General features: G+C 67.3%; 19 protein-coding genes and 1 pseudogene. 13 read left to right on the top strand and 7 right to left on the bottom strand.

The genetic code is table 11. The annotated features are described in order from the left end of the window. The first annotated feature begins 108 nt into the window (after positions 1-108). A complete protein-coding gene (locus tag SCNU_RS05180) occupies positions 109-2,526 on the top strand; it encodes an ATP-binding cassette domain-containing protein (RefSeq protein WP_050792754.1) in 2,418 nt (805 codons plus the stop codon). Here SCNU_RS05180 and SCNU_RS05185 read toward each other — a convergent pair. Both SCNU_RS05185 and SCNU_RS05190 read right to left on the bottom strand, forming a co-directional pair. Then, the gene (locus SCNU_RS05185; RefSeq protein WP_040517764.1) at positions 2,516-2,998 is read right to left on the bottom strand and encodes a nuclear transport factor 2 family protein; all 483 of its coding nucleotides are present in this window, start codon (positions 2,996-2,998) and stop codon (positions 2,516-2,518) included. The genes SCNU_RS05180 and SCNU_RS05185 overlap by 11 nt on opposite strands. Before the next feature lie 50 nt (positions 2,999-3,048). Further along, positions 3,049-3,834 carry an SDR family oxidoreductase gene (locus tag SCNU_RS05190; RefSeq protein ID WP_009678308.1) on the bottom strand — a complete coding sequence of 262 codons (786 nt, stop codon included), beginning with the start codon at positions 3,832-3,834 and terminating at the stop codon, positions 3,049-3,051. A 107-nt stretch (positions 3,835-3,941) separates the two neighbouring features. Between SCNU_RS05190 and SCNU_RS05195 the strand changes: the two genes are divergently transcribed. Next, positions 3,942-4,796, top strand: coding sequence for a MarR family transcriptional regulator (locus tag SCNU_RS05195; protein WP_040517668.1), 855 nt, complete (start codon positions 3,942-3,944; stop codon positions 4,794-4,796). 10 nt (positions 4,797-4,806) lie between these two features. On the opposite strand, the gene SCNU_RS05200 is transcribed toward SCNU_RS05195, so the two are convergent. Continuing rightward, on the bottom strand, positions 4,807-5,247 hold the full coding sequence (locus SCNU_RS05200; RefSeq protein WP_009678310.1) for a MarR family winged helix-turn-helix transcriptional regulator: 441 nt from the start codon (positions 5,245-5,247) through the stop codon (positions 4,807-4,809). Between the two features lie 92 nt (positions 5,248-5,339). Further along, a complete protein-coding gene (locus SCNU_RS05205; protein WP_009678311.1) occupies positions 5,340-6,548 on the bottom strand; it encodes an oxygenase MpaB family protein in 1,209 nt (402 codons plus the stop codon). Positions 6,549-6,642: 94 nt separating this feature from the next. Between SCNU_RS05205 and SCNU_RS05210 the strand changes: the two genes are divergently transcribed. The 7 genes from SCNU_RS05210 to SCNU_RS05240 all read left to right on the top strand — a co-directional run bounded on the left by SCNU_RS05210 (position 6,643) and on the right by SCNU_RS05240 (position 12,391). Continuing rightward, a complete protein-coding gene (locus SCNU_RS05210) occupies positions 6,643-7,353 on the top strand; it encodes a TetR/AcrR family transcriptional regulator (protein WP_009678312.1) in 711 nt (236 codons plus the stop codon). 84 nt (positions 7,354-7,437) lie between these two features. Next, positions 7,438-7,755, top strand: a complete 318-nt coding sequence (locus SCNU_RS05215) for a DUF2853 family protein (protein ID WP_009678313.1) — start codon at positions 7,438-7,440, stop codon at positions 7,753-7,755. Positions 7,756-7,970: 215 nt separating this feature from the next. Continuing rightward, positions 7,971-8,618, top strand: coding sequence for an ABC transporter permease (locus SCNU_RS05220; protein WP_175284084.1), 648 nt, complete (start codon positions 7,971-7,973; stop codon positions 8,616-8,618). Then, a complete protein-coding gene (locus tag SCNU_RS05225) occupies positions 8,615-9,832 on the top strand; it encodes an ABC transporter ATP-binding protein (protein WP_040517670.1) in 1,218 nt (405 codons plus the stop codon). Before SCNU_RS05220 ends, SCNU_RS05225 begins: the two co-directional genes overlap by 4 nt. Continuing rightward, a complete protein-coding gene (locus SCNU_RS05230) occupies positions 9,832-10,602 on the top strand; it encodes an ABC transporter permease (RefSeq protein ID WP_009678316.1) in 771 nt (256 codons plus the stop codon). The genes SCNU_RS05225 and SCNU_RS05230 overlap by 1 nt, the downstream gene beginning before the upstream one ends. Further along, positions 10,599-11,612, top strand: a complete 1,014-nt coding sequence (locus SCNU_RS05235) for a glycine betaine ABC transporter substrate-binding protein (RefSeq protein ID WP_009678317.1) — start codon at positions 10,599-10,601, stop codon at positions 11,610-11,612. The genes SCNU_RS05230 and SCNU_RS05235 overlap by 4 nt, the downstream gene beginning before the upstream one ends. Positions 11,613-11,650: 38 nt before the next feature. Beyond that, the gene (locus SCNU_RS05240) at positions 11,651-12,391 is read left to right on the top strand and encodes a lysophospholipid acyltransferase family protein (RefSeq protein ID WP_009678318.1); all 741 of its coding nucleotides are present in this window, start codon (positions 11,651-11,653) and stop codon (positions 12,389-12,391) included. A gap of 3 nt (positions 12,392-12,394) precedes the next feature. On the opposite strand, the gene SCNU_RS05245 is transcribed toward SCNU_RS05240, so the two are convergent. Both SCNU_RS05245 and bluB read right to left on the bottom strand, forming a co-directional pair. Beyond that, positions 12,395-12,958 carry a peroxidase-related enzyme gene (locus tag SCNU_RS05245; protein ID WP_009678319.1) on the bottom strand — a complete coding sequence of 188 codons (564 nt, stop codon included), beginning with the start codon at positions 12,956-12,958 and terminating at the stop codon, positions 12,395-12,397. A gap of 124 nt (positions 12,959-13,082) precedes the next feature. Continuing rightward, positions 13,083-13,736 carry a 5,6-dimethylbenzimidazole synthase gene (gene bluB / locus SCNU_RS05250; RefSeq protein ID WP_009678320.1) on the bottom strand — a complete coding sequence of 218 codons (654 nt, stop codon included), beginning with the start codon at positions 13,734-13,736 and terminating at the stop codon, positions 13,083-13,085. Between the two features lie 120 nt (positions 13,737-13,856). Between bluB and SCNU_RS05255 the strand changes: the two genes are divergently transcribed. The 4 genes and pseudogenes from SCNU_RS05255 to SCNU_RS05270 all read left to right on the top strand — a co-directional run bounded on the left by SCNU_RS05255 (position 13,857) and on the right by SCNU_RS05270 (position 19,566). Continuing rightward, on the top strand, positions 13,857-15,002 hold the full coding sequence (locus SCNU_RS05255; RefSeq protein ID WP_050792755.1) for an acyl-CoA dehydrogenase family protein: 1,146 nt from the start codon (positions 13,857-13,859) through the stop codon (positions 15,000-15,002). Continuing rightward, the gene (locus SCNU_RS05260; RefSeq protein WP_009678322.1) at positions 14,999-16,012 is read left to right on the top strand and encodes an acyl-CoA dehydrogenase family protein; all 1,014 of its coding nucleotides are present in this window, start codon (positions 14,999-15,001) and stop codon (positions 16,010-16,012) included. The genes SCNU_RS05255 and SCNU_RS05260 overlap by 4 nt, the downstream gene beginning before the upstream one ends. A 247-nt stretch (positions 16,013-16,259) precedes the next feature. After that, the gene (locus SCNU_RS05265) at positions 16,260-18,305 is read left to right on the top strand and encodes an FTR1 family protein (RefSeq protein WP_175284071.1); all 2,046 of its coding nucleotides are present in this window, start codon (positions 16,260-16,262) and stop codon (positions 18,303-18,305) included. Between the two features lie 6 nt (positions 18,306-18,311). Next, positions 18,312-19,566 (top strand): annotated as a pseudogene (locus SCNU_RS05270) (Dyp-type peroxidase). Positions 19,567-19,607: 41 nt separating this feature from the next. On the opposite strand, the gene SCNU_RS05275 reads toward SCNU_RS05270, so the two are convergent. Beyond that, a complete protein-coding gene (locus SCNU_RS05275) occupies positions 19,608-20,120 on the bottom strand; it encodes a GNAT family N-acetyltransferase (protein WP_009678325.1) in 513 nt (170 codons plus the stop codon). Positions 20,121-20,129: the final 9 nt, after the last annotated feature.

Below are 20,129 nucleotides of genomic sequence, written 5' to 3' on the forward strand. Positions count from 1 at the left end.
AGATCATCCTCCCCGATCGGGCCCTCTCCGGTGAAAAGCCGCAGACCGCAGGTGAGTTCGGGGTGATGACGCGGACGTACAGCGCGGCGATGCGACACAATGGCGTGCATGCCTGCGTCCCATGCTCCCGCGTCCGAAGTGACCGCCGCCGATACGCCGCCCGCCGACAGCCACGATCTGATCCGGGTGCAGGGCGCGCGCGTCAACAATCTCAAGGACGTCAGCGTCGAGCTCCCGAAGCGCAGACTCACGGTCTTCACCGGCGTCTCCGGGTCGGGCAAGAGCTCGCTCGTGTTCGGCACCGTCGCCGCCGAGTCGCAGCGTCTGATCAACGAGACCTACAGCGCCTTCGTCCAGGGCTTCATGCCGACGCTCGGCCGCCCCGACGTCGACGTCCTCGACGGCATCACCACCGCGATCATCGTCGACCAGGAGCGGATCGGTGCCAACCCGCGTTCGACCGTCGGCACGATCACCGATGCGAACGCCATGCTGCGCATTCTGTTCAGCCGACTCGGCGATCCGCACCTCGGGAGTCCGAACGCCTATTCGTTCAACGTGCCGACCGTCTCCGGCGGCGGCGCGATCAAGGTGCAGCGCGGCACCGAGGTGAAAGCCGTCAAACGCACGTTCTCCCAGCTCGGCGGTATGTGCCCCCGGTGCGAGGGAATGGGCAATGTCTCGGACATCGACCTCACCGAGATCTACGACGCGGACAAGTCACTGGCGGACGGCGCCCTCAAGGTGCCCGGCTACAGCATGGACGGCTGGTACGGCCGGATCTTCGGCGGCAGTGGCTACTTCGACATGGACAAGCCGGTCGGCCGGTACACCGAGCGCGAACTGAACGATCTGCTGTACCGCGAGCCGACGAAGATCAAGGTGGAAGGCATCAACCTCACCTACGAGGGCGTGATCCCGAAGATCACCAAGTCGATGCTGTCGAAGGACATCGACTCCGTGCAGCCGCACATCCGCGCGTTCATCGAACGCGCCGTCACCTCCACCGCCTGCCCGGACTGCGACGGCACCCGCCTCGCCGAGCACGCCCGGAAGTCCACCGTCCACGGCGTCAGCATCGCGGACGCGTGCCGCATGCAGATCTCCGACCTCGCGACGTGGATCCGGAGCCTCGACGAGCCGACCGTCGCACCGCTGCTGTCGAAGCTGGGCGCGGCGCTGGACTCGTTCGTCGAGATCGGTCTCGGCTATCTCTCGTTGGAGCGGCCGACCGGGACGCTGTCCGGCGGTGAAGCGCAGCGCACCAAGATGGTCCGGCATCTCGGCTCCGCGCTGACCGACATCACCTACGTCTTCGACGAGCCGACCGTCGGGCTCCATCCGCACGACATCGCCAGGATGAACGACCTGCTGCTCCGGTTGCGGGACAAGGGCAACACCGTTCTCGTCGTGGAGCACAAACCGGAGACCATCGTCATCGCCGACCATGTCGTGGACCTCGGCCCGCGCGCCGGTTCACTCGGCGGCGAGATCTGTTTCGAGGGAACCGTCTCCGGCCTGACCGAGTCCGGAACGCTCACCGGACAGCACCTGCACGACCGCGCCGCGCTGAAGGACACGGTCCGGAAACCGAAGGGGCACATCGAGATCCGAGACGCCACCACGAACAATCTGCAGCACGTGGACGTCGACCTGCCACTCGGCGTGCTGACCGTGATCACCGGCGTGGCGGGCTCTGGCAAGAGCTCCCTGATCCACGGGTCGATGCCGTCCGGGGCCGACGTCGTCTCGATCGATCAGACCGCGATCCGCGGTTCACGCCGCAGCAATCCGGCCACCTACACCGGCCTGCTCGACCCGATCCGGAAGACGTTCGCCAAGATCAACGGGGTCAAACCGGCCCTGTTCAGCGCCAACTCCGAGGGGGCGTGCCCGAACTGCAAGGGCGCGGGTGTCATCTACACCGACCTGGCGACGATGGCCGGGGTCGCGACCCCGTGCGATGTGTGCGAAGGCAAACGGTTCGATGCGGCCGTCCTGGAGTATCACGTGGCCGGACGCGACATCAGCGAGGTGCTGTCGATGTCGGTCGACGCCGCGCTGGACTACTTCCGGGAGGGGGAGGCGAGAACGCCCGCCGCGCAGAAGATCCTGCAGCGAATGTCCGACGTCGGTCTCGGGTACCTCACGCTCGGCCAGCCGCTGACCACCCTGTCCGGCGGTGAGCGGCAGCGCATCAAGCTCGCCATCGCGATGGTCGAGAAGGCCGGCGTTTACGTGCTCGACGAGCCGACCACCGGTCTGCATCTCGCAGATGTCGAGCAGCTGCTCGGTCTGCTCGACCGCCTCGTCGACGCGGGCAGGTCGGTGATCGTGATCGAGCATCACCAGGCGGTGATGGCGCACGCCGACTGGATCGTCGACATCGGTCCCGGCGCCGGACAGGACGGCGGGCGGGTCGTCTTCGAGGGCACGCCCCGCACACTGGTCGAAACGGCCTCGACGCCCGCCGGTTCGACTCTCACCGGCGAGCATCTGGCTCGGTACGTGGGCGCTACTCCGTGACCCGGACGACGGCGGGGCCCTGCTCGACGCGCATCTTCGCCGCGGCGAGGCTGCCGCGCCCCTCGAAGGTGCGCTGGTAGCCGGTCGAACTGATCCGCCACCCGTCGGGGGTCCGGCGGTAGGTGTCGCTGTAGAACGCGGCGCCGATGATGAGCACGTCGTACTCCGGGATGATCACCTTGTCCTGCAGATACCAGCTGCCGGTCGCGGTGTCGCCGTCGATCTCGATGATCGGGTGGTCCACCCGGTGCTCGGTGATCATCGTCGGCGTCATGATGCGGCTCAGATGCTTCACCAGGGAGTCGCGGTCGGCGAAGGACAGCGGTTCGCCGTCGACCTGCGATCCGTAGTCCGCCCGGACGTCGTCGGTCAAGGTCTGCGCCAATGCGGTCCAGTCCTTGGTGTCGACCGCCCGCAGATAGCGGTACTTCACGGTCTCGATGGCGCGCAGGTCATCGTGGTGGTTGCTCATGTCGGGTTCCTTCGGGGAGTGGGCGGTGTCGTCGGTGATCGGAGGTCGGGTCACAGGTCGGGGAGCGGCATCAGGAAGTTCGACGAGACCAGGCCGCCGTCGACCTCGAGGATCTTGCCCGTGAGATACGACGATTGGTCGCTCGCGAGGAAGACCGCGGCCGCCGCGATGTCCGACGGCGTGCCGAGTCGGCGCATCGGTGTGCGACTGAGCATCTGGTTCCGGACCTCGTCGTTCGCCGCCACATAGTCCAGCGCCGGCGTGTGGATCGAGCCGGGTGCGATGCCGTTCACGCGGATCCGCGGCGAGAGGTCTTGCGCGGCCATCCGGGTGTAGTGCGCGAGCGCTGCCTTCACCGTTCCGTACACCACGAACGCCCGGCCGGGGTGCGAGGTGATGGAGGAGGTGATGTTGATGATCGACCCGGTGCCGTCCCTTTCGAGCATCTTCGGGACGGCCGCCAGATTGAGAGCGTGCGCGGTGCCGACGTTGAAGGCGAAGGCGCCCGAGAGTTCCTCGACCGAGGTCTGGAGGAAGGGCTTCGGCACCGCGCCGCCGACGTTGTTCACGACGATGTCGAGTCGGTCGAACTCCGCCGACGCGTGCTCGACGAGGGCGGCCGGGTCGTCTTTCGCGAGGTCGATGGGAACGGTCACCGCACGTCGTCCACGGGCCCTGATCTGTTCGGCCACCTCGTCCAACTGGCCGGCGCTGCGCGCGGCGAGAACGATGTCGGCACCGGCGTCCGCCAGTCCGATCGCGATGCCGGCGCCGATGCCCCGACCGGCGCCCGTGACGATGGCCGCCCTTCCCAGGAGGGTCTCTGAATGCTCCACTGCCTCGCCTTCGATTCGAATATTCGAGTTGATGTGATTGAATATCCGTCACAAGGTAGCGGCCTGTGTGCCGTGACACAACCTCACGTCTCAGAGAGTGGTCGTCCATGGCTGGTTCGCCGCCCACCCGCCGCGTGATCGACGCGCTCGAGTTCCTCGCGCAGACCGACCACGCGCAGACCATCGCCCAGATCGCCGACGAGCTCGCGGTGCCCCGAGCCACGATGTCGGCGATCCTGGCCGAGCTCGACGACGCCGGCTGGGTGGTCCGCGATGCTGAGCGGGCCTATCGGATCGGGCCCGGGGCGTCGGCTCTCGCCGGCGCCGGTTCGGGCGTTCCGACGGCGAATCCGGACGTGACCGCCATCCTCGCCGAACTCGTCGCCGCCACCGACTGCGGAGTGACGCTCGCCCGATTCTCACCCGGCCGGATGACGGTGGTCGCGGCGCGTCACAGCCCGGTGCGACCGGTACCGGGGCTCGGGCTGGGGCAGTCCCTGTCCATCGTGTACCCGGTCGGTGCCGCGGTCATGGCCTGGAATGACGCCGACCGAGAGGCGTGGCTGGGCCCGACGCCTCGCCGCGAACCACGGGAACGACTGCTCGAATCGGTGCGCGAACGTGGATTCGCGGCGTACCGGCCCGCGTCGTCGGACGCCTTGCTCGTCGAAGTGCTCGCCGAACTGCTCGGTGCGGTCGGACCGTTGCTGATCGATCCGTCCCTGCGCCGGTCGGCGACCCGCCAACTCGCCCAGCTGTCGTCGCGCGCCTACTCCGTCGACGAGCTGGACGCCGACGGGGGCCAACCGATCAGCTACCTCGCCGCACCCGTGTTCGACTCCGGCGCAGCCGAACTCGAGCTGCATCTGGGCGTCCTGCGGTCGAGTGTCGACGCCGATGAGAGGCAGGACCTGGCCACGGCGCTCGTCGAGGCCGCGGCGCGGATCTCGGCGCTGATCTGACCGCGACGGGTCACGCCTCGGGCGGAACCAGCGCGTCGCTCAGCACCTCGAAGGCGCGCTCCACCATGTCGCGGTCGGCGGGCTCCAGCCGGTCGAGCGCCTCGGCGAGCCGCAGCACTCGCGCGTTCCGCGCGGTCGACATCACATCGCGACCGGCGTCGGTCGGATACAGCAGCCGGGCCCGCGCGTCGTCGGGGTCCGCGCGACGCTCCACGTAACCCATACTCTCGAGGCTCGTCACGATCCGTGAGATCGCGGGCGTCGAGACGGACTCGATCTCGGCCAGCCGCGACAGTCGCAGCGGTGCGTGCTGGGTGATCGACCACAGCGCCGCAGCGGTGCCCGCGCTCAGACCCGACCCGGATCCTGCGAGGCGCAGCACGCGATTGATCCGCACGAGTCGATGGTGCAGTGACCGCACATCGACCAGCGTCTCCTCGTTGTCCGGCACCCGGGGCCTCCTCGTATGGTGTCTCACACGCATCGTAGTCAGCCGCGCAGACCGAACGCGGGACGGGCGACGCAGCGAGCGGCCGTCGCGGCTCAGGAGGCGTGGGCGATCGCCGCGCCGCCGATCACCACCTCGTGTCCGGTCATCGTCGCCATGAACGCTTCGGCGCGACGATCTCCTCGACGGGCCGCGCGAGCCCGACCGCCCGGCAACTGGGCCGCTGCCGACCGAATCAGGTTGACGGGGAACACGAGTGGCGGGTACCAGGGGATCGCGCGATCGGTGAGTCCGAGTCTGCGCATCGACGTTCGTCCGAGGAAGGCGCGGGCGATGCCGAGATGCTGGGACCGCGCAATGGAGCGGCGCACGCCGGGCAGCACCGGGTACTGCCAGTGCTTCGGGTCGTCGGCCATCGGGGCCGCGAGCAGCTTCGAGCTGTCGTCCGGCACCGCCAGAGCCGCGGAGGTGTGATTGAGGATCCGGATCGCGTCGGCGAAGCTCGTCGGCAGGTAGTCGTCGTCGACGCCCATGAGCCAGCCGACGTAGCGCGTCAGATGCGCGATCGCTTCGTACTCCCGAGGTGAGTTCACGATGCCCAGGCCCGCGACCCCGACCGACGGTGCCACGAGCGCCCCGACCAGGGTCGCCGCCATGTCGGTCTGGTTGATGGGCAGCCCCCAGACGCCGCTGTCCCAATCCGGCAGCGCGGCGACGTGTCTGCGCACCAACGAGTGGATGAATCGCACACGGAGAGTGGAGCGGTACCCCGCGCCCCCGATCGCAAGCCCGCCCTCGCTGATCACGTCGAGGGCCCAGCGCGTGGTCTCGGCGAATCGAGTGTTCGAGCCCTTCTCGAGTGCGCCCGTCCGGAGCAGTGTCTGATTGAACCCGGAGAAGAGATAACCGCCCAGCAGCGCGACGTCCCGGGCGATGTACAGGCCGTCCTCGCCGCCGCTCTGCATCACCTGTGCCGCCAGGCGAAGTCGCGCCGGGTCCACCCAGTCGGGCGTCGCCTCGACCACTCCGAAGAGCTCCCGCAGAGCCGCCGGCGGATCCTCGAGCGAATCGATCCCGTTCTCGACGGCACGCTCGAAGGCGGCCCGCCCGGCAGCCATTCCGGACCCGGCCAGGTCCGCGACCACCGCGTCCATCAGGGGATCACCGTCCATCAACGACTCGCCGAGGCCGGCGAACTGCGCGGCGGTCGGCCCGTCGACCCGGAGCAGTCGGCTGAAGACCTCGACGCCGCTCGGGATCGGCCGGGGCGCCGACGGATGTCGAGCGGGAACGACTGCGGTCATGCTGATCTCCGATCGGACCGACCCGCGAAAGGGCGCAGGGGGGATATTGGAACACGGTCGTTATCCAAACTATGGAGCGGTACAGTCCATGTCAATGGTTCGCGAGGCAGTGGTGCGCGACTACGGCGGCGTCAGTGCCGACGGCCGTCGTCGAGAGCGCCGAGACAGACTGATCGGCGCAGGCCGCGCACTCTGGGGCGACGGCGGACTCAACGCCGTCTCGGTCCGAGGCGTCTGCAAACAAGCCGGACTCGTCCATCGTTACTTCTACGAACACTTCGCCGGTCGTGACGAGTTGATCGTCGCCGTCTCGAATGAGATTCGCGACGACGTGGTCGCCACTCTCGTGTCCGCGAGCGCGTCGACGGGCGGAGATGCCGGCGACCGCCTGCGCGCGGCGCTGACCGCACTGCTTCAGGCGATCGCCGACGACCCGCGTCTGCATCGCATCCTGAGTACCAACACCTCAGAGGTCGCGGGCTTGGAGAATCGCCGGCGGGAGACCGTCGACCTGGTGGCAGACCTGGTGATCGAACACGGTGCGGGCCTGCCGGGGCTGCCGTCGGCCACCACCTCGTTCACTCGACACCGAGCCCGATTCATCGTCGGCGGCGTCGATCACCTGATCGCCGACTGGCTCGACGATCGAGACCTCACCGTCGGCGAGCTCGCGGATCTGTGCACTCGATGGGCGATGGCGGTCGCGGCCGCCGGACCCGGAGGAGACGAGAAGCCGCCGACACCGGAGAACGTACGGCATCGGGTTTCCGGACAATCGTCGAACTTGCGGCAAACCCCCACGTAGACAGCCGATCCGACCGGACGGACGGCCCCGATCGGCGTAACGTCCCGCACCGGGGGAGACGTTCACAATCGATCGGAGGAACTGATGACCGACGCCCGCGAAAGCGTGCTCGCATACGCACCCGAGGCCGACCTCGACGTCGTCGACAAGATGGCCGCGACCTACCGCCTCGTGCTCAGCAACCGCGACGCCGCCCTGGTGTCCGCGAGCGACCCGGAGGAGCTCAAGACCGTCAGGGAGAACTTCCTGAAGAAGAAGCTCGGCCTCGGCGAGTCCGACGACGCGCTCGACCAGGCGATCACCGAGGTCATGACGACGATGAAGGACGGAAAGCCCAACCCGCGGCTCGCGGTGTACTACCTGCTCGCGGAGAAGTTCGGAAAGCTCGACGTGTTCAAGTGATCCGTCGGCCCCGCAGGGCCGGTGACCGAGATTTCCGCGGCGGTCTCGAGAGTGGTACTCCACTCTCGAGACCGCCGTTTTCACGCGGTGGTTCTCGGCGAGAGATCTCTCGATTCCAATCGGCGATTCGCCTCCTGACCTGCATATACCGCACTACTCCGCGAACTGAATCGCCAAGTGCGCTACGGTGAATTCGCTAATAGAGGGGAAATGTTCTGAACGGGATCTGGGATTTCATATCAAGCCGCAAGCAACAGCTGGCGGTCGATTCCTACTTGCACGTCAGCGCAGTGATTCAGTGTCTGCTGCTCGCGACGATCATCGGCGTCGGAGTCGGCATCTTCGTGTACCGAAGTCCCGGCGGTTCGGCGATCGCAACGGCGCTTTCGAGCACGATTCTGACCATTCCGTCATTCGCTCTGCTCGGCCTGCTCATTCCGATCGTCGGCCTCGGCGTTCCGCCGACAGTCATCGCGTTGACCATGTACTCGCTGCTGCCGATCGTCCGCAACACGATCGTCGGCCTCAGCGCCGTGGACCCCGCGGTCACGGACGCGGCGAAGGGGATCGGCATGAGCCGCTTCCGGGTGTTGGCGCAGGTCGAGCTTCCGCTGGCCTGGCCGTCGATCCTCACCGGTATGCGCGTCGCCACGCAGATGGCGATGGGCATCCTCGCCATCGCGGCCTACGCCAAGGGCCCCGGGCTGGGCAACCTCATCTTCTCCGGTCTGTCGCGAGTCGGTAGCCCCACGGCTATCCCGCAGGCGCTGACGGGCACCGTGCTGATCGTCATCCTCGCGCTGATCCTCGACGGGATCTATGTGGTGATCGGCCGATTGACGACGTCGAAAGGGATCCGTTGACCGACAGTAAAGACAGTGCCGAGAACTCGATTTCCGGAGTGGAAATCGTCCTCGAACACGTCTCCAAGACCTATCCTGGCCAGCGCGAAGCCGCTGTCGAAGACGTTTCTCTGACAATCCCCGCCGGAGAGTTCGTGGTCTTCGTCGGCCCTTCGGGCAGCGGCAAGACGACGACGATGCGGATGATCAATCGGCTGATCGAGCCGAGCAGTGGGCGCATCACCATCGGCGGACAGGACGCCCTGTCGATCGACGCCAACAAACTGCGGCAGAGCATCGGATATGCGATTCAGCAGGGCGGCCTGTTCCCACATATGACCGTGGCACAGAACATCGCGGTGGTGCCGAAACTCCTCAAGTGGGACAAGAAGCGTATCGCCGATCGCGTCGAGGAACTGCTCGACATGGTGGGGCTCGACTCCGCCGAGTTCAGTCACCGATACCCCCGGCAGCTCTCCGGCGGACAGCAGCAGCGCGTCGGTGTCGCGCGCGCTCTCGCCGCCGACCCTCCGGTGCTCCTGATGGACGAGCCGTTCGGCGCCGTCGATCCGATCACCCGAGGACTGCTGCAGGACGAACTGATGCAGTTGCAGGCGGAACTGCGCAAGACGATCGTCTTCGTGACCCACGATTTCAGCGAGGCCGTCAAGCTCGGCGACAAGATCGCTGTTCTCGGCGAGAAGTCGAAGGTCCTCCAGTACGACTCGCCCGAGGCGATCCTCGCCAATCCCGCGAACGAGACCGTCGAGGGCTTCGTCGGCTCGGGTGCCTCCCTGCAGCAGCTCAACCTCCTCCGCGTGCGCGATGTCGAGATCGAACAGCGGCCCACCGCTCACGAGGGCGACTCGGTAGCGCAGTTCGCCGCCGAGATCGGTGACGGCTGGGGCATCATCCTGGACGCTCGTGACCGCCCGGTGCGCTGGACCGACGCCAGGCATCTGGTCGGTGCGACGTCGATCAAGGGGATCGGGCTACCGCTCGGCGAGACCGTGTCGACGGCCTCCACGCTGCAGGATGCGCTCGAGGCCATCCTCGCCGAACGGAACGCCTCCGCGGTCGTCACCGGATCCCGTGGTCGATATGTCGGCGTGGTGACGATCGAGACGCTCATCGAGTCCATCCGCGCCCTCCGCGAACATCACCTCGGCAACCCGGCCATCGTCGATCCGCATGCCGACGACGCCGTCGGCAGCGCCGCGGAAGGCACCAGCTGATGACGGCCGCGTCGACCGCGTCCAAGGAGACCAACGCCGGAGCCGCCAGCAATCTGCAGCTGTGGATCCAGCCGACGCTGGCGATCCTGATGGCCGCCGGAGTGCTGGGCTGGGCGTTCTCCCAGGACCTGACCGCAACGCAGAAGGCGACGATCAACCCGTCGTACATCGCGCAGCTGGTCGGGGAGCACCTCGCCTTGACGGTGGCGATCACCGTGATCGTGGTCGTCGTGTCGGTGCCGCTGGCGATCCTCGTGACGCGCAGGCGATTCCGCTGGCTCGCACCGTTCTTCATCGGCATCGCGAACATCGGTCAAGCGGCGCCGGCGATCGGTCTGCTGGTGCTGTTCTTCCTCTGGACCGCCACCACCGGCTTCTGGATCGGCGTGCTTCCCATCGCCTTCTACTCATTGCTCCCGGTGCTGCGCAACAGCATGCTCGGGCTGCAAGAGGTCGACCCGGCGACGATCGATGCCGCGAAGGGGCAGGGCATGTCCGAGCCTCGCGTGCTCGCCCAGGTGGAACTGCCGCTCGCCGTGCCGTTCATCCTCTCCGGGCTCCGGACGTCGCTGGTCCTGGCCGTCGGCACCGCGACCCTGTGCTTCCTGGTGGACGCGGGCGGACTGGGCATCTTGATCGACACCGGCTACAAGTTGCGCGACAACGTCACCCTGATCGTCGGCGCGGTGCTCGCCGTGGCTCTCGCGCTGATGGTCGACTGGCTCGGCGCACTCGCCGAGCGCTACCTCGGACCGAAGGGACTTCGATGACTGGGTCCGCGCCCCGCGGTCCGCGGATCACGCGTCGACTGATCCGCTCCTGCATCGCACTGGCCGCAGCGATCTCCCTGACCGTCGGCGTCGCCGCGTGCGGGTTGCAGTCCGGCGGAGCGCTGCCGCTCCAGGTGAAGCCGGGGTCGATCACCGTGCAGCCCGATCTCGACGGCCAGACCGTGACGGTCGGCTCGAAGGATTTCACCGAGCAGGTGATCCTCGGCTACATTCTCGGGTTCTCGCTGTCGGCGGCGGGTGCCAACGTCCGCGACCTGACCAACATCCAAGGATCCAACAGTGCACGCGATGCGATGGCGGCCGGGCAGGTCGACGTCACGATCGAGTACACCGGCACCGGCTGGATCAACTACCTCGGCAACGAGCAGCCGATCCCGGACCCGACGAAGCAGTTCGAGGCCGTCCGAGATGAAGACCTCAAGAAGAACGGCATCGTCTGGGTGAATCCCGCACCGATGGACAACACCTACGCACTGGCGGTCAATCAGGAGAACGCCCAGAAGACCGGCGTCTCCACGCTGTCCGAGTACGCGGCCCTGGTGAAGAAGGACCCGGCCGCGGCGACGACCTGCGTCGAGACCGAGTTCCGCAGCCGCCAGGACGGTTTCCCCGGCATGGCCGCCAAGTACGGCTTCGATCCCGCGCAGGTGCAGATGCAGATCCTGCAGACCGGAATCATCTACCAGGCGATCGCCAACGGCAACTGCGTGTTCGGCGAGGTGTTCACCACTGACGGACGCATCAAGGCGCTGAATCTCAACGTCCTCGAGGACGACAAGCAGTTCTTCCCGCACTACAACGCCGCGGTCAGCATGCGCCAAGACGTCGACGAGCAGTTCCCGTCGATCGCCAAGATCACCGCACCGGTGATGGCGAAGCTGACCTCCGAGGAGATCACCGAACTCAACCGACAGGTCGACGTCGAGGGCCGGGAGCCCGCCGACGTGGCACGCGACTGGCTCGTGAAGAACGGTTTCGTCACCGTGTGAGGTGGTTACGGTACCGTAAGTTACGGTACCGTAGCCTGATGGACGTAACGCTCGACAACGCCGACGAGGTGTATCGCTACTACGCGGCGCACCGGCAGAGCCGGCTCAAGGCCACCGCGATGTACGGACTGCTGGCGGCACGACACCGGCCGATCGTGAAGTACGAGGGGGGAGCTCGCGACGCCCTGTCGATGATCGTCCGCCGACGCGAGGTGCCGCTGATCATCGCCGCGAACCACGTCCGGCAGACGGACCCCTTCATTCTGGCGGCGGCAGGCTTCCTATCACCGGTCCGCACGCGCATCGGCCGAATGCGCGTGCTCGCGAAGGATGAGCTGTTCGAGGACCCGGCGCAGCGTCGCAAGATCGACGACCTGGGCGGAATACCGGTGTTCCGGCAGAAGGATCACGGGATGCGCGCCGCGGCATCGGCGGGCAAGCAGATGATGGACGTCTGCGTGGAGCGGATGACCGACGGTGATTCGATCGCCATCTTCCCCGAGGGCACCTGCAATCCCGACGACCCGAGACTGCTGCAGAAGGTCAGCAGCGGAGTCGGGCACATCGCCGTCGGCGCACGGAAGGCGGGAAGCAGCCCCTGGCTGGTCTGCGCCGGAATCGCGTACCCCGACGTGGACGGGCGGCCGGTGGTGGTCTTCTCGAGGCCGATCGATCTGACGTCGGAGGTTGCGGGCACCCCCGCACAGGCCACCCGGCTGGTGACCGGCGAGCTCCAGCGGAGCGTGACCGCGGCGTTCGCCGATCTCGCCGCGCCGTGAGCGCTATCGGGCCTGGGCCGCGTACTCGGGATTCGGTCGCATGTCGATGGCGCTGGCCATGCGGTTGGTCATGTTGAAGAACGCCGCGGTCGACGAGATGTCGAAGATATCGCGGTCGTCGAACCCGGCGGCCCGGAGCGCCGCGCGGTCGGCCTCGTCGAGTTTGGACGGCTGCTCGGTCACCTTCTCGGCGAACACCAGCATGGCTCGATGCCGCTCCGAGAGCGCGGCCGCGCGGAAGTTCATCACGAGCAGCTCGCCCAGTCCGGGATCCCCGGACAGCTGCCGGACTGCGGCACCGTGCGCGGTGAGGCAGTAGTAACACTTGTTGATCGACGATACGACGACGGCGATCATCTCGCGCTCGAGCTTCGACAGTCCGGAGTCGCCGAGCATCAGATCGTTGTACATGCCGGTGAACGCGCGCAGTTTGGTCTCGTCGAACGTGTACGAGAGAAGCACGTTGGGGACCATGCCCAGCTTCTCCCGGCAGATGTCGAAGTACTTCTCCGTCTCGGGACTCAACTCGCCCGCAGGCAGGTCGAGAGCGGTGATCCGTTCGGTCATGGGGTCGGTCCTCTCCGTGCGCGTGCCGACAGTCGATCGCTGCCGTCGCCGCGATCGTATGTCGGCCGACCGACTGATCGGTTGGTTTTCGGCAGGACGATCATCGTCGCCGATGCGGAGTCGCTCAGCGGACGAAGTACCGGGCGTCCGGATCGGTCCGCGCCTGCCAGCCCGCGCGTTCGAGCTCGGGGGTGGCGTCGACCTTCTCCGGATAGCCGACACACAGATACGCCACGAACCGCCATTCCTCGGGGACGTCGAGCGCCCGGTACACCGCCTCGGGTTCGATGATCGAGATCCAGCCGACGCCGACACCGCGGGCGCGCGCCGCCAGCCACAGGCTGCCGATCGCCGTGACCACCGAGTAGGCGAGTGTCTCGGGCATCGTCTGCCTGCCGAGGCCGTGTCCCTGCAGGGTCTCGTCCTCGCAGAACACCGCCAAGTGAACGGGTGCCTGATCGAGTCCGGCGAGCTTGAGGGTGGAGTACTGCTGGGCGCGTTCGCCGCGATAGCCCTGCAGCGCTTCTGCGTTGCAGCGGGCGAACGTCTCCTTCACGACCGCGCGCGGCTCGGGTGAGCGGACGTCGACCCAGCGCCACGGCTGACTGTTGCCGACGGACGGGGAGAGCTCGGCGGACGCGATGATCTCCTGGACGACCTCGGGGTCGATGGGGTCGGTCTTGAATCGACGGACGTCGCGACGCCAGCGCAGCAGTTCGTCGAAGCTCTCGATGAACTCGTCGTCGAAGTAGCCCTGGTCGCCGCTCACGGTCGTCATCGTCGAATCCGCCTCTCCTAGGAATCCGTGAACCATGGTATCCGGACCGCAGTTCGCGCCACGCATCGTGCGATCGGTCGGCAGACTGTTCGGGACGGGACATCGTGGGCAGGAGAACACGTGGGAGAAGGCCTCAGACTCGCACCACCGATCGCACGGGTGGAGGGCCTCGGCGGCCTCCGCACCGAGGTGCGGGAGTTCATCGACCAGCAGTTGGCGGCGAATGCGTTCACGCCGACGGTGGACAGCTGGATGACGGGTTCGAACCCGGAGTTCACTCGCGCACTCGTCGAGCACGGTTGGATCGGAATGACGATCCCGACCGAGTACGGCGGCCGGGGACGGACGTTCATGGAGCGATTCGTGGTCACCGAGGAACTGCTGGCCGCGGGGGCGCCCGTGGCCGCCCACTGGATCGCCGACCGGCAGATGGCGCCGTCGATCCTCAGATACGGCACGCAGGATCAGAAGGCCGAGTTCCTGCCGCGCATCGCCGACGGCAGCGACTTCTGGGCGATCGGAATGAGCGAACCCGACTCCGGCTCCGACTTGGCCAGCGTCCGCACACGCGCCGTTCCGGTCGCGGGCGGCTGGTCGATCACCGGCGCCAAGGTGTGGACCTCGGGCGCACACGTCTCGCAATGGCTGATGACCCTGGCGCGGACGTCAGCCGTCGACCCCGCCGCCCGTCACGGCGGACTCAGCCAGTTCATCGTCGACCTCCGGGCACCCGGCGTCCAAGTCCGACCGATCGTGTCGATGAGCGGCGGGCACCATTTCAACGAGGTCGTCCTCGACGACGTCTTCGTCCCTGACTCGAGAGTGTTCGGCCGGATCGGCCACGGGTGGCAGCAGGTGACCAGTGAACTCGGATTCGAGCGCAGCGGTCCGGAGCGGATTCTGTCGTCGTTCCCGATCCTGCGAGCCCTCGTGGGGGAGCAACGCACCGAGACCGCTGTGACACCCGCAGATCTGGGACGACTCGTCGCACGGTCGGCGGGACTGCACCAGATGTCCGAAGCCGTCGCCGGGGTCCTCAGCAGGGGCGATACCGCGAACGTTCCGGCGGCTGTGGTCAAGGTGCTCGGCACGGCGACCGAAGGGGACATCGTCGACGTGGCCGACCTGCTCGTCGACGACGCCACCGACCCGCGATTGGCTCAGCTGGTCCGCGCAGGCGTCGACCAGCGTCCCGGGTTCACCATTCGCGGCGGCAGCAGCGAGGTGCTCCGCGGCGTGATCGCACGGGAACTGGGGATGCGATGAGCCTCGTCGATGCCGATCTCGCGCAGATGATGGACTCGGTGCTGGCCGAACGTCGCGACCGTCACCGGGCGACCACCGGATTCGACCGCGCACTGTGGGACGAACTCGACGAGCTCGGGCTCGTCCGACTGACCGCACCGGAATCGACCGGCGGTTCCGGTGCCGGCTGGGCCGAGGCGGCCGAACTCCTGACCGCGGCGGTGCGTCATGCGATCCGACTGCCGCTCGCCGAGCACGATCTACTCGCCTGCGACCTCCTCACGACACTGAACCTCCGCTCCGACGACGGACTGGTGCGCACGATGGCGGTCGTGGACTCGGCGGGCCGCGCGCGCAGTGTTCCCTGGGCAGACGACGCCGATCGGATCATCGTGATCGGTGAATCCGCCGGCCGTACGACGATCACCGATGTCGATCGCGGGGCGTGCACGCTCGCACCGGGAGTCAACCAGATCGGCGAACCCCGATCGGACCTCGTCGTCGACCTCGAGGCCGCCGACAGCCATGAGGTCCCCGCCGAGGTCGTGCGCCGATTGCGTCTCAAACACGCCCTCGTCCGCGCGATCCAGGTGTGCGCCGCGCTCGACTGCGCCGTGGAATCGGCGATCGAGCACGCCACCGCGCGGGTCCAGTTCGGTCGGCCGCTGGCGAAGATGCAAGCCGTTCAGACGTTGATCGCCGACGCCGCGGCCGAAGCCGCATTGGCCCGGACGGCGACCGAGACCGCGCTGGCCGTCGCCGTGGACAGCGGCTGGTCGGACCGGAGGCTCGGTTTCCTGATCGCCGTGGCGCGGTCGTGCTCCGGGCATGCGGCCTCGATGGTCGTCCGAAACGCCCACCAGATCCACGGCGCGATCGGCACCACGCTGGAACACCGCTTGCACGAGTTCACCCGAGCCGCGCTCGCCTGGCGAGGCGAGGGCGGCTCGGTCGCACACTGGGACCGCGAAGTGGCGCGAGCGGCCGTCGAGGCGGGAGAACAAGGCGTGTGGGCGCTGATCACCGGATGACGCTTGATCGTCTTTTCACGCACTCGATGAATTCGCCGGAACGGCGGGGAGAATCGGTGAGCCTGCGCTTTTACGCGAACACCGCTTAGAGATTCCTTAATCCGCAGTCATTGACATCACTGCAGGTAGAGTGCTGTTCGAGCATTCATTCAGGCGTTGAATATCAATCCGGAAAGATCGGCGATTCTGCGTTTTCATTCGACCGCGCGGCTTTGCTAGTCTCCGATTCATGAACATTTCCATAGGCTTGCCTAATCTGATTATCGGGTTGCGGGAAGCTCTGGAAGCCGGCCTGGTGATCACCATCCTGCTGGCCGCGGTCAAGCGCGGTTCGGGTGATCGACGGCAGGTCGTCGCGATCTGGGTGGGTGTCGTCGCCGCACTCAGCCTGTCGGTCAGCGCGGCGATCGTGTTGACCGCGAGTCTCGCCGCGCTCCCTGCCGCGGGCCAGTCGATTCTCAGCGGTCTGCTCGGGCTGCTGGCCGTGGTCCTGGTGACCCGAATGATCTTCACGATGCGCCGGACCGCCCGGACCATGAACGCCGAACTGAGTCAGAAGGTCGCAGTCGGTGCCGGCAACGGCACCGCGGCCCTCATGCTCACCGCGTTCGCGGCCGTCGCACGCGAGAGTCTCGAAGCCACCCTGTTCCTCTGGACCGCGTCCCGCCAGAACGGCGATGCCATGGGATCGATCATCGGCGCGGTGATCGGCATCGCCTTGGGCCTGTCGTTGGCCTGGCTGCTGTACCGCAGGTCCCTGCAACTGAACCTGGGGAAGTTCTTCACCTACACGGCGGTGTTCCTGACGGTCGTGATCGCCGGGATTCTGTCGTACAGCGTCGGCGAGTTGCAGTCCGCCGGATGGCTTCCCGGCCGCAACTGGATCGCCTGGGACGTGTCGGCGACGATCGACGCGAGCAGTTGGTGGATGGCGATCGTCACCGCCGTGACCGGCATCGCCGTCCGCATGACCGTTCTGCAGGTGGCCGTCTGGGTGCTGTACCTCGTCATTGTTCTGTGGGTGTACTTCCGCGTCCCGATCGCCGCGCCGAGTGACCGCGGACCGTCCCGGCTCGACGGATTCGCCGCGAGGATCACCGATCATCAGCGTTCGGTCACAGCGGCGGTCATCGTTGTTCCTCTCGCGGTCGCGACGGCGGTCGCCACGATGCTCCCGAAGCAGATCTCCACCGAGTCCACAGTCACCGTCGCCGAAGGCAGCTGCGGCGCCGATGCGGTGATCGACGGTGCCGGCGTGCACACCTTCAACGTGCGCAACAAGTCAGGCCGATCGGGGGAGATCACCCTCGAAGACCCGGCGGGCGACATCCTCGGCGAGATCGAGACCCTGGCGCCGAAGACCACCGTGCCCATGCGGACGACCGTTCCCGCGGGCCGATTCCGATTCCACTGCGCGATGGCCGGTTCGGCCGCCTCGTACTCCTCGTTCATTCCCGTCAGCGGCGCCCCCGGGATACGACCGCCTGCGCCGAAGCCACCGGTGACCGAAGCCGACCTCGCCGGACCCGCCGCAGCGTTGCGAGCCGATGTGCTCCGGCGGCTCGACGATCTGCGGTCGGCCACGCTGACTCTCAACAACGCCATCGCATCGGGCGACACCATCGCGGCGCAGTCCGCCTGGCGGACCGCCATCGCCGTCTGGCAGCAGTCGAGCGCGTCCTACCGGGCCTTCGGCGATCTCGGCGATGCGATCGGCGGACCGCCGTGGCCGTACCCGCACGGCGTCGACGATCCCGCCTTCCGCGGGCTCAGGCGTGTCGAATACGGCCTGTGGCACGGTCAGTCGCCGGCTCAGCTCGCCCCCGTCGGGACAGCGCTCATCGTCGACATCGACGCCCTGACCACCGCGGTCCGCACACACGATCCGGACGTGGCACTGGACCCGAAGGACATCCCGCTGCGAGCGCACGAGGTGCTGGAGGAGGCCGAGCGCCACCTCACCAACGGATTCTCCGACCTCGGCGCGGGCAGCGAGTACCTCGAGACCGATGCGATGATCGCCAATACCCGCGTGGTCCTCGACTGTCTCGGCGGACTGCTCCGCAGCCGCGACCCGCAGTTGCTGGCGCAGTCGCGCACCCAGCTCGATCGTCTCGAGTCCGTGTTGAAGTCCAATGCCCAACGGCCCGCAGGCGACTGGGTCTCGCGGAATGACATCACGGTCGCACAGCGACTCGCGATCAACGCGGGCCTGTCGTCGACCCTCGAACTGCTCGCCAAGATCCCAGGAGAGCTCGAACCGCCCCTGGCCCGGACCGCGGAAGGCAAGTGACATCCGGTGAGTGACATCAATCGCCGTTCTCTGCTCAAGGGAAGTCTGTTCGGTGCGGCCGGTGCCGCCGTCGCGATCGGCGTGGTCGGCGGTGGGGTCGAAGCCGACCGTCGTGCCGCAGAGCCCGCGGGAACGCCGATCGAAGACAGCTATCCGGTGCACGGCGACCATCAGCCCGGCGTCGACGATCCGGCGGCGGGTCGGCAGCAGCCCGCATCGGAGTTCGTCTCCGCGCGCGTCACCGCGACCGACCGCGCCGGCCTGGAGGCCCTCCTGAAGACGCTGACGGTGACGATCCGTCAGCTCGCTGCGGGGGGAGGCGTCGCCCGACACGCCGGTGGCACGACCACCCGCGGACAACGGCGTCCTGGGTGCCGCACCCGACACCGACGGTCTGACGGTCACGGTCGCGGTCGGCAGTTCACTGTTCGACGACCGATTCGGCCTCGCGAATCGCCGACCGGCGAGCCTCACACCGATGCGCGTGTTCCGGAACGACCGGCCGGAATCGGCGTGGACGGGCGGCGACCTGCTCATTCAGATCTGCGCGAATCACGCCGACACCGTGCACCGCGCGGTCCGTGAGATCCTCCGTGCCACGCGCGAGAACATGCAGATCCTTTGGCGGATAAGAGGATTCGGATCACCACCGCGACCGGAGGGCACACCCCGCAACCTCATGGGCTTCAAGGACGGCACCGGGAACCCGCAGGGTGCCGACGCGCAGTCGCTGATCTGGCTCGACCACGACGTCAGCCAGCCGTGGACCGTCGGCGGTACCTTCGTCGTGGTCCGGTTGATCCGCATGTTCACCGAGTTCTGGGACCGGATCTCGATCAACGAGCAGGAGCGGATCTTCGGGCGGCGGCGCGACAGCGGTGCCCCGCTGGACGGCAACGCCGAGTTCGACACGCCGGACTACGCTGCGGACCCGAAGGGCTTCGCAGTGCCGGCGGACGCGCATATCCGACTGGCCAATCCGCGGACCCCGGAGACTGCGCGCCAGCGACTCATCCGGAGGTCGTACAACTACGACCTCGGCGTGGACGACAACGGCAATCTGCAGTCGGGCCACATCTTCGTGTGCTTCCAGCAGAACATTCAGCAGCAGTTCGAGACCGTCCAGAGCCGGCTCGACGGCGAGCCCCTCGAGGATTACGTGCAGCCGTTCGGGGGCGGTTACTTCTTCGTGCTGCCCGGCATCCGCACCTCGTCGGACTGGCTCGGTCGCGGAATGCTCGCTGACGGCGTCGCCCGGTAGCACGGCGTATCGAGCTTCAGGCCGCCGCGCTTCTTGTCCGCTCACACACCGAACGCTGCTGCGTACCGCATGAGCCCGGACGGTGGAACCGTGTCCGGTGCCAGCGGCAGCACGAGGAAGGCGTCGTCGGGTACGTCGAAGGGCGCTGTCACTCCGAATCCGGAGGCTGGCCTGAAGCCGAATCGCGGATAGTAGTCGGCATGCCCCAGCACGACGGCCGTCGTCTCACCGGCCTCGCGGGCGGCGTCGAGCAAGGCGGTGATGACGGAGGTGCCGACACCGGTGCCCTGCGCCGACGGCACCACCGCGCACGGAGCGAGCGCGAGCACCGGCTCGCCATCGATCTCGGCTCGGGTCAGCAGCGCATGGCCGATCACGTCGCCGTCGACGACGGCCACATACGACAGCCCGTCGATCCAGGCGGTCGGATCTCGGCGCAGTGCATCCACCAGATCGGCTTCCTCTGCGGACGGGAACGCCGCCATCTCGACGGCCCGAATCGCCGCCTCGTCACCGTGTTTCTCAGGTCGGACAGACCAGTTGTTCTCGGTCATCGTCGATCT

The sequence above is a fragment of the Gordonia neofelifaecis NRRL B-59395 genome (assembly GCF_000192435.1).
In the GTDB taxonomy this organism is placed as follows: domain Bacteria; phylum Actinomycetota; class Actinomycetes; order Mycobacteriales; family Mycobacteriaceae; genus Gordonia; species Gordonia neofelifaecis.

Excerpts from the sequence above, each read along its gene's own strand:
- SCNU_RS05180 (WP_050792754.1), top strand. The coding sequence starts at position 109 with ATGCCTGCGTCCCATGCTCCCGCGTCCGAAGTGACCGCCGCCGATACG.
- SCNU_RS05185 (WP_040517764.1), bottom strand. The coding sequence starts at position 2,998 with ATGAGCAACCACCACGATGACCTGCGCGCCATCGAGACCGTGAAGTAC.
- SCNU_RS05195 (WP_040517668.1), top strand. The coding sequence starts at position 3,942 with ATGGCTGGTTCGCCGCCCACCCGCCGCGTGATCGACGCGCTCGAGTTC.
- SCNU_RS05205 (WP_009678311.1), bottom strand. The coding sequence starts at position 6,548 with ATGACCGCAGTCGTTCCCGCTCGACATCCGTCGGCGCCCCGGCCGATC.
- SCNU_RS05210 (WP_009678312.1), top strand. The coding sequence starts at position 6,643 with ATGGTTCGCGAGGCAGTGGTGCGCGACTACGGCGGCGTCAGTGCCGAC.
- SCNU_RS05215 (WP_009678313.1), top strand. The coding sequence starts at position 7,438 with ATGACCGACGCCCGCGAAAGCGTGCTCGCATACGCACCCGAGGCCGAC.
- SCNU_RS05230 (WP_009678316.1), top strand. The coding sequence starts at position 9,832 with ATGACGGCCGCGTCGACCGCGTCCAAGGAGACCAACGCCGGAGCCGCC.
- SCNU_RS05235 (WP_009678317.1), top strand. The coding sequence starts at position 10,599 with ATGACTGGGTCCGCGCCCCGCGGTCCGCGGATCACGCGTCGACTGATC.
- SCNU_RS05240 (WP_009678318.1), top strand. The coding sequence starts at position 11,651 with ATGGACGTAACGCTCGACAACGCCGACGAGGTGTATCGCTACTACGCG.
- SCNU_RS05245 (WP_009678319.1), bottom strand. The coding sequence starts at position 12,958 with ATGACCGAACGGATCACCGCTCTCGACCTGCCTGCGGGCGAGTTGAGT.
- bluB (WP_009678320.1), bottom strand. The coding sequence starts at position 13,736 with ATGACGACCGTGAGCGGCGACCAGGGCTACTTCGACGACGAGTTCATC.
- SCNU_RS05260 (WP_009678322.1), top strand. The coding sequence starts at position 14,999 with ATGAGCCTCGTCGATGCCGATCTCGCGCAGATGATGGACTCGGTGCTG.
- SCNU_RS05275 (WP_009678325.1), bottom strand. The coding sequence starts at position 20,120 with ATGACCGAGAACAACTGGTCTGTCCGACCTGAGAAACACGGTGACGAG.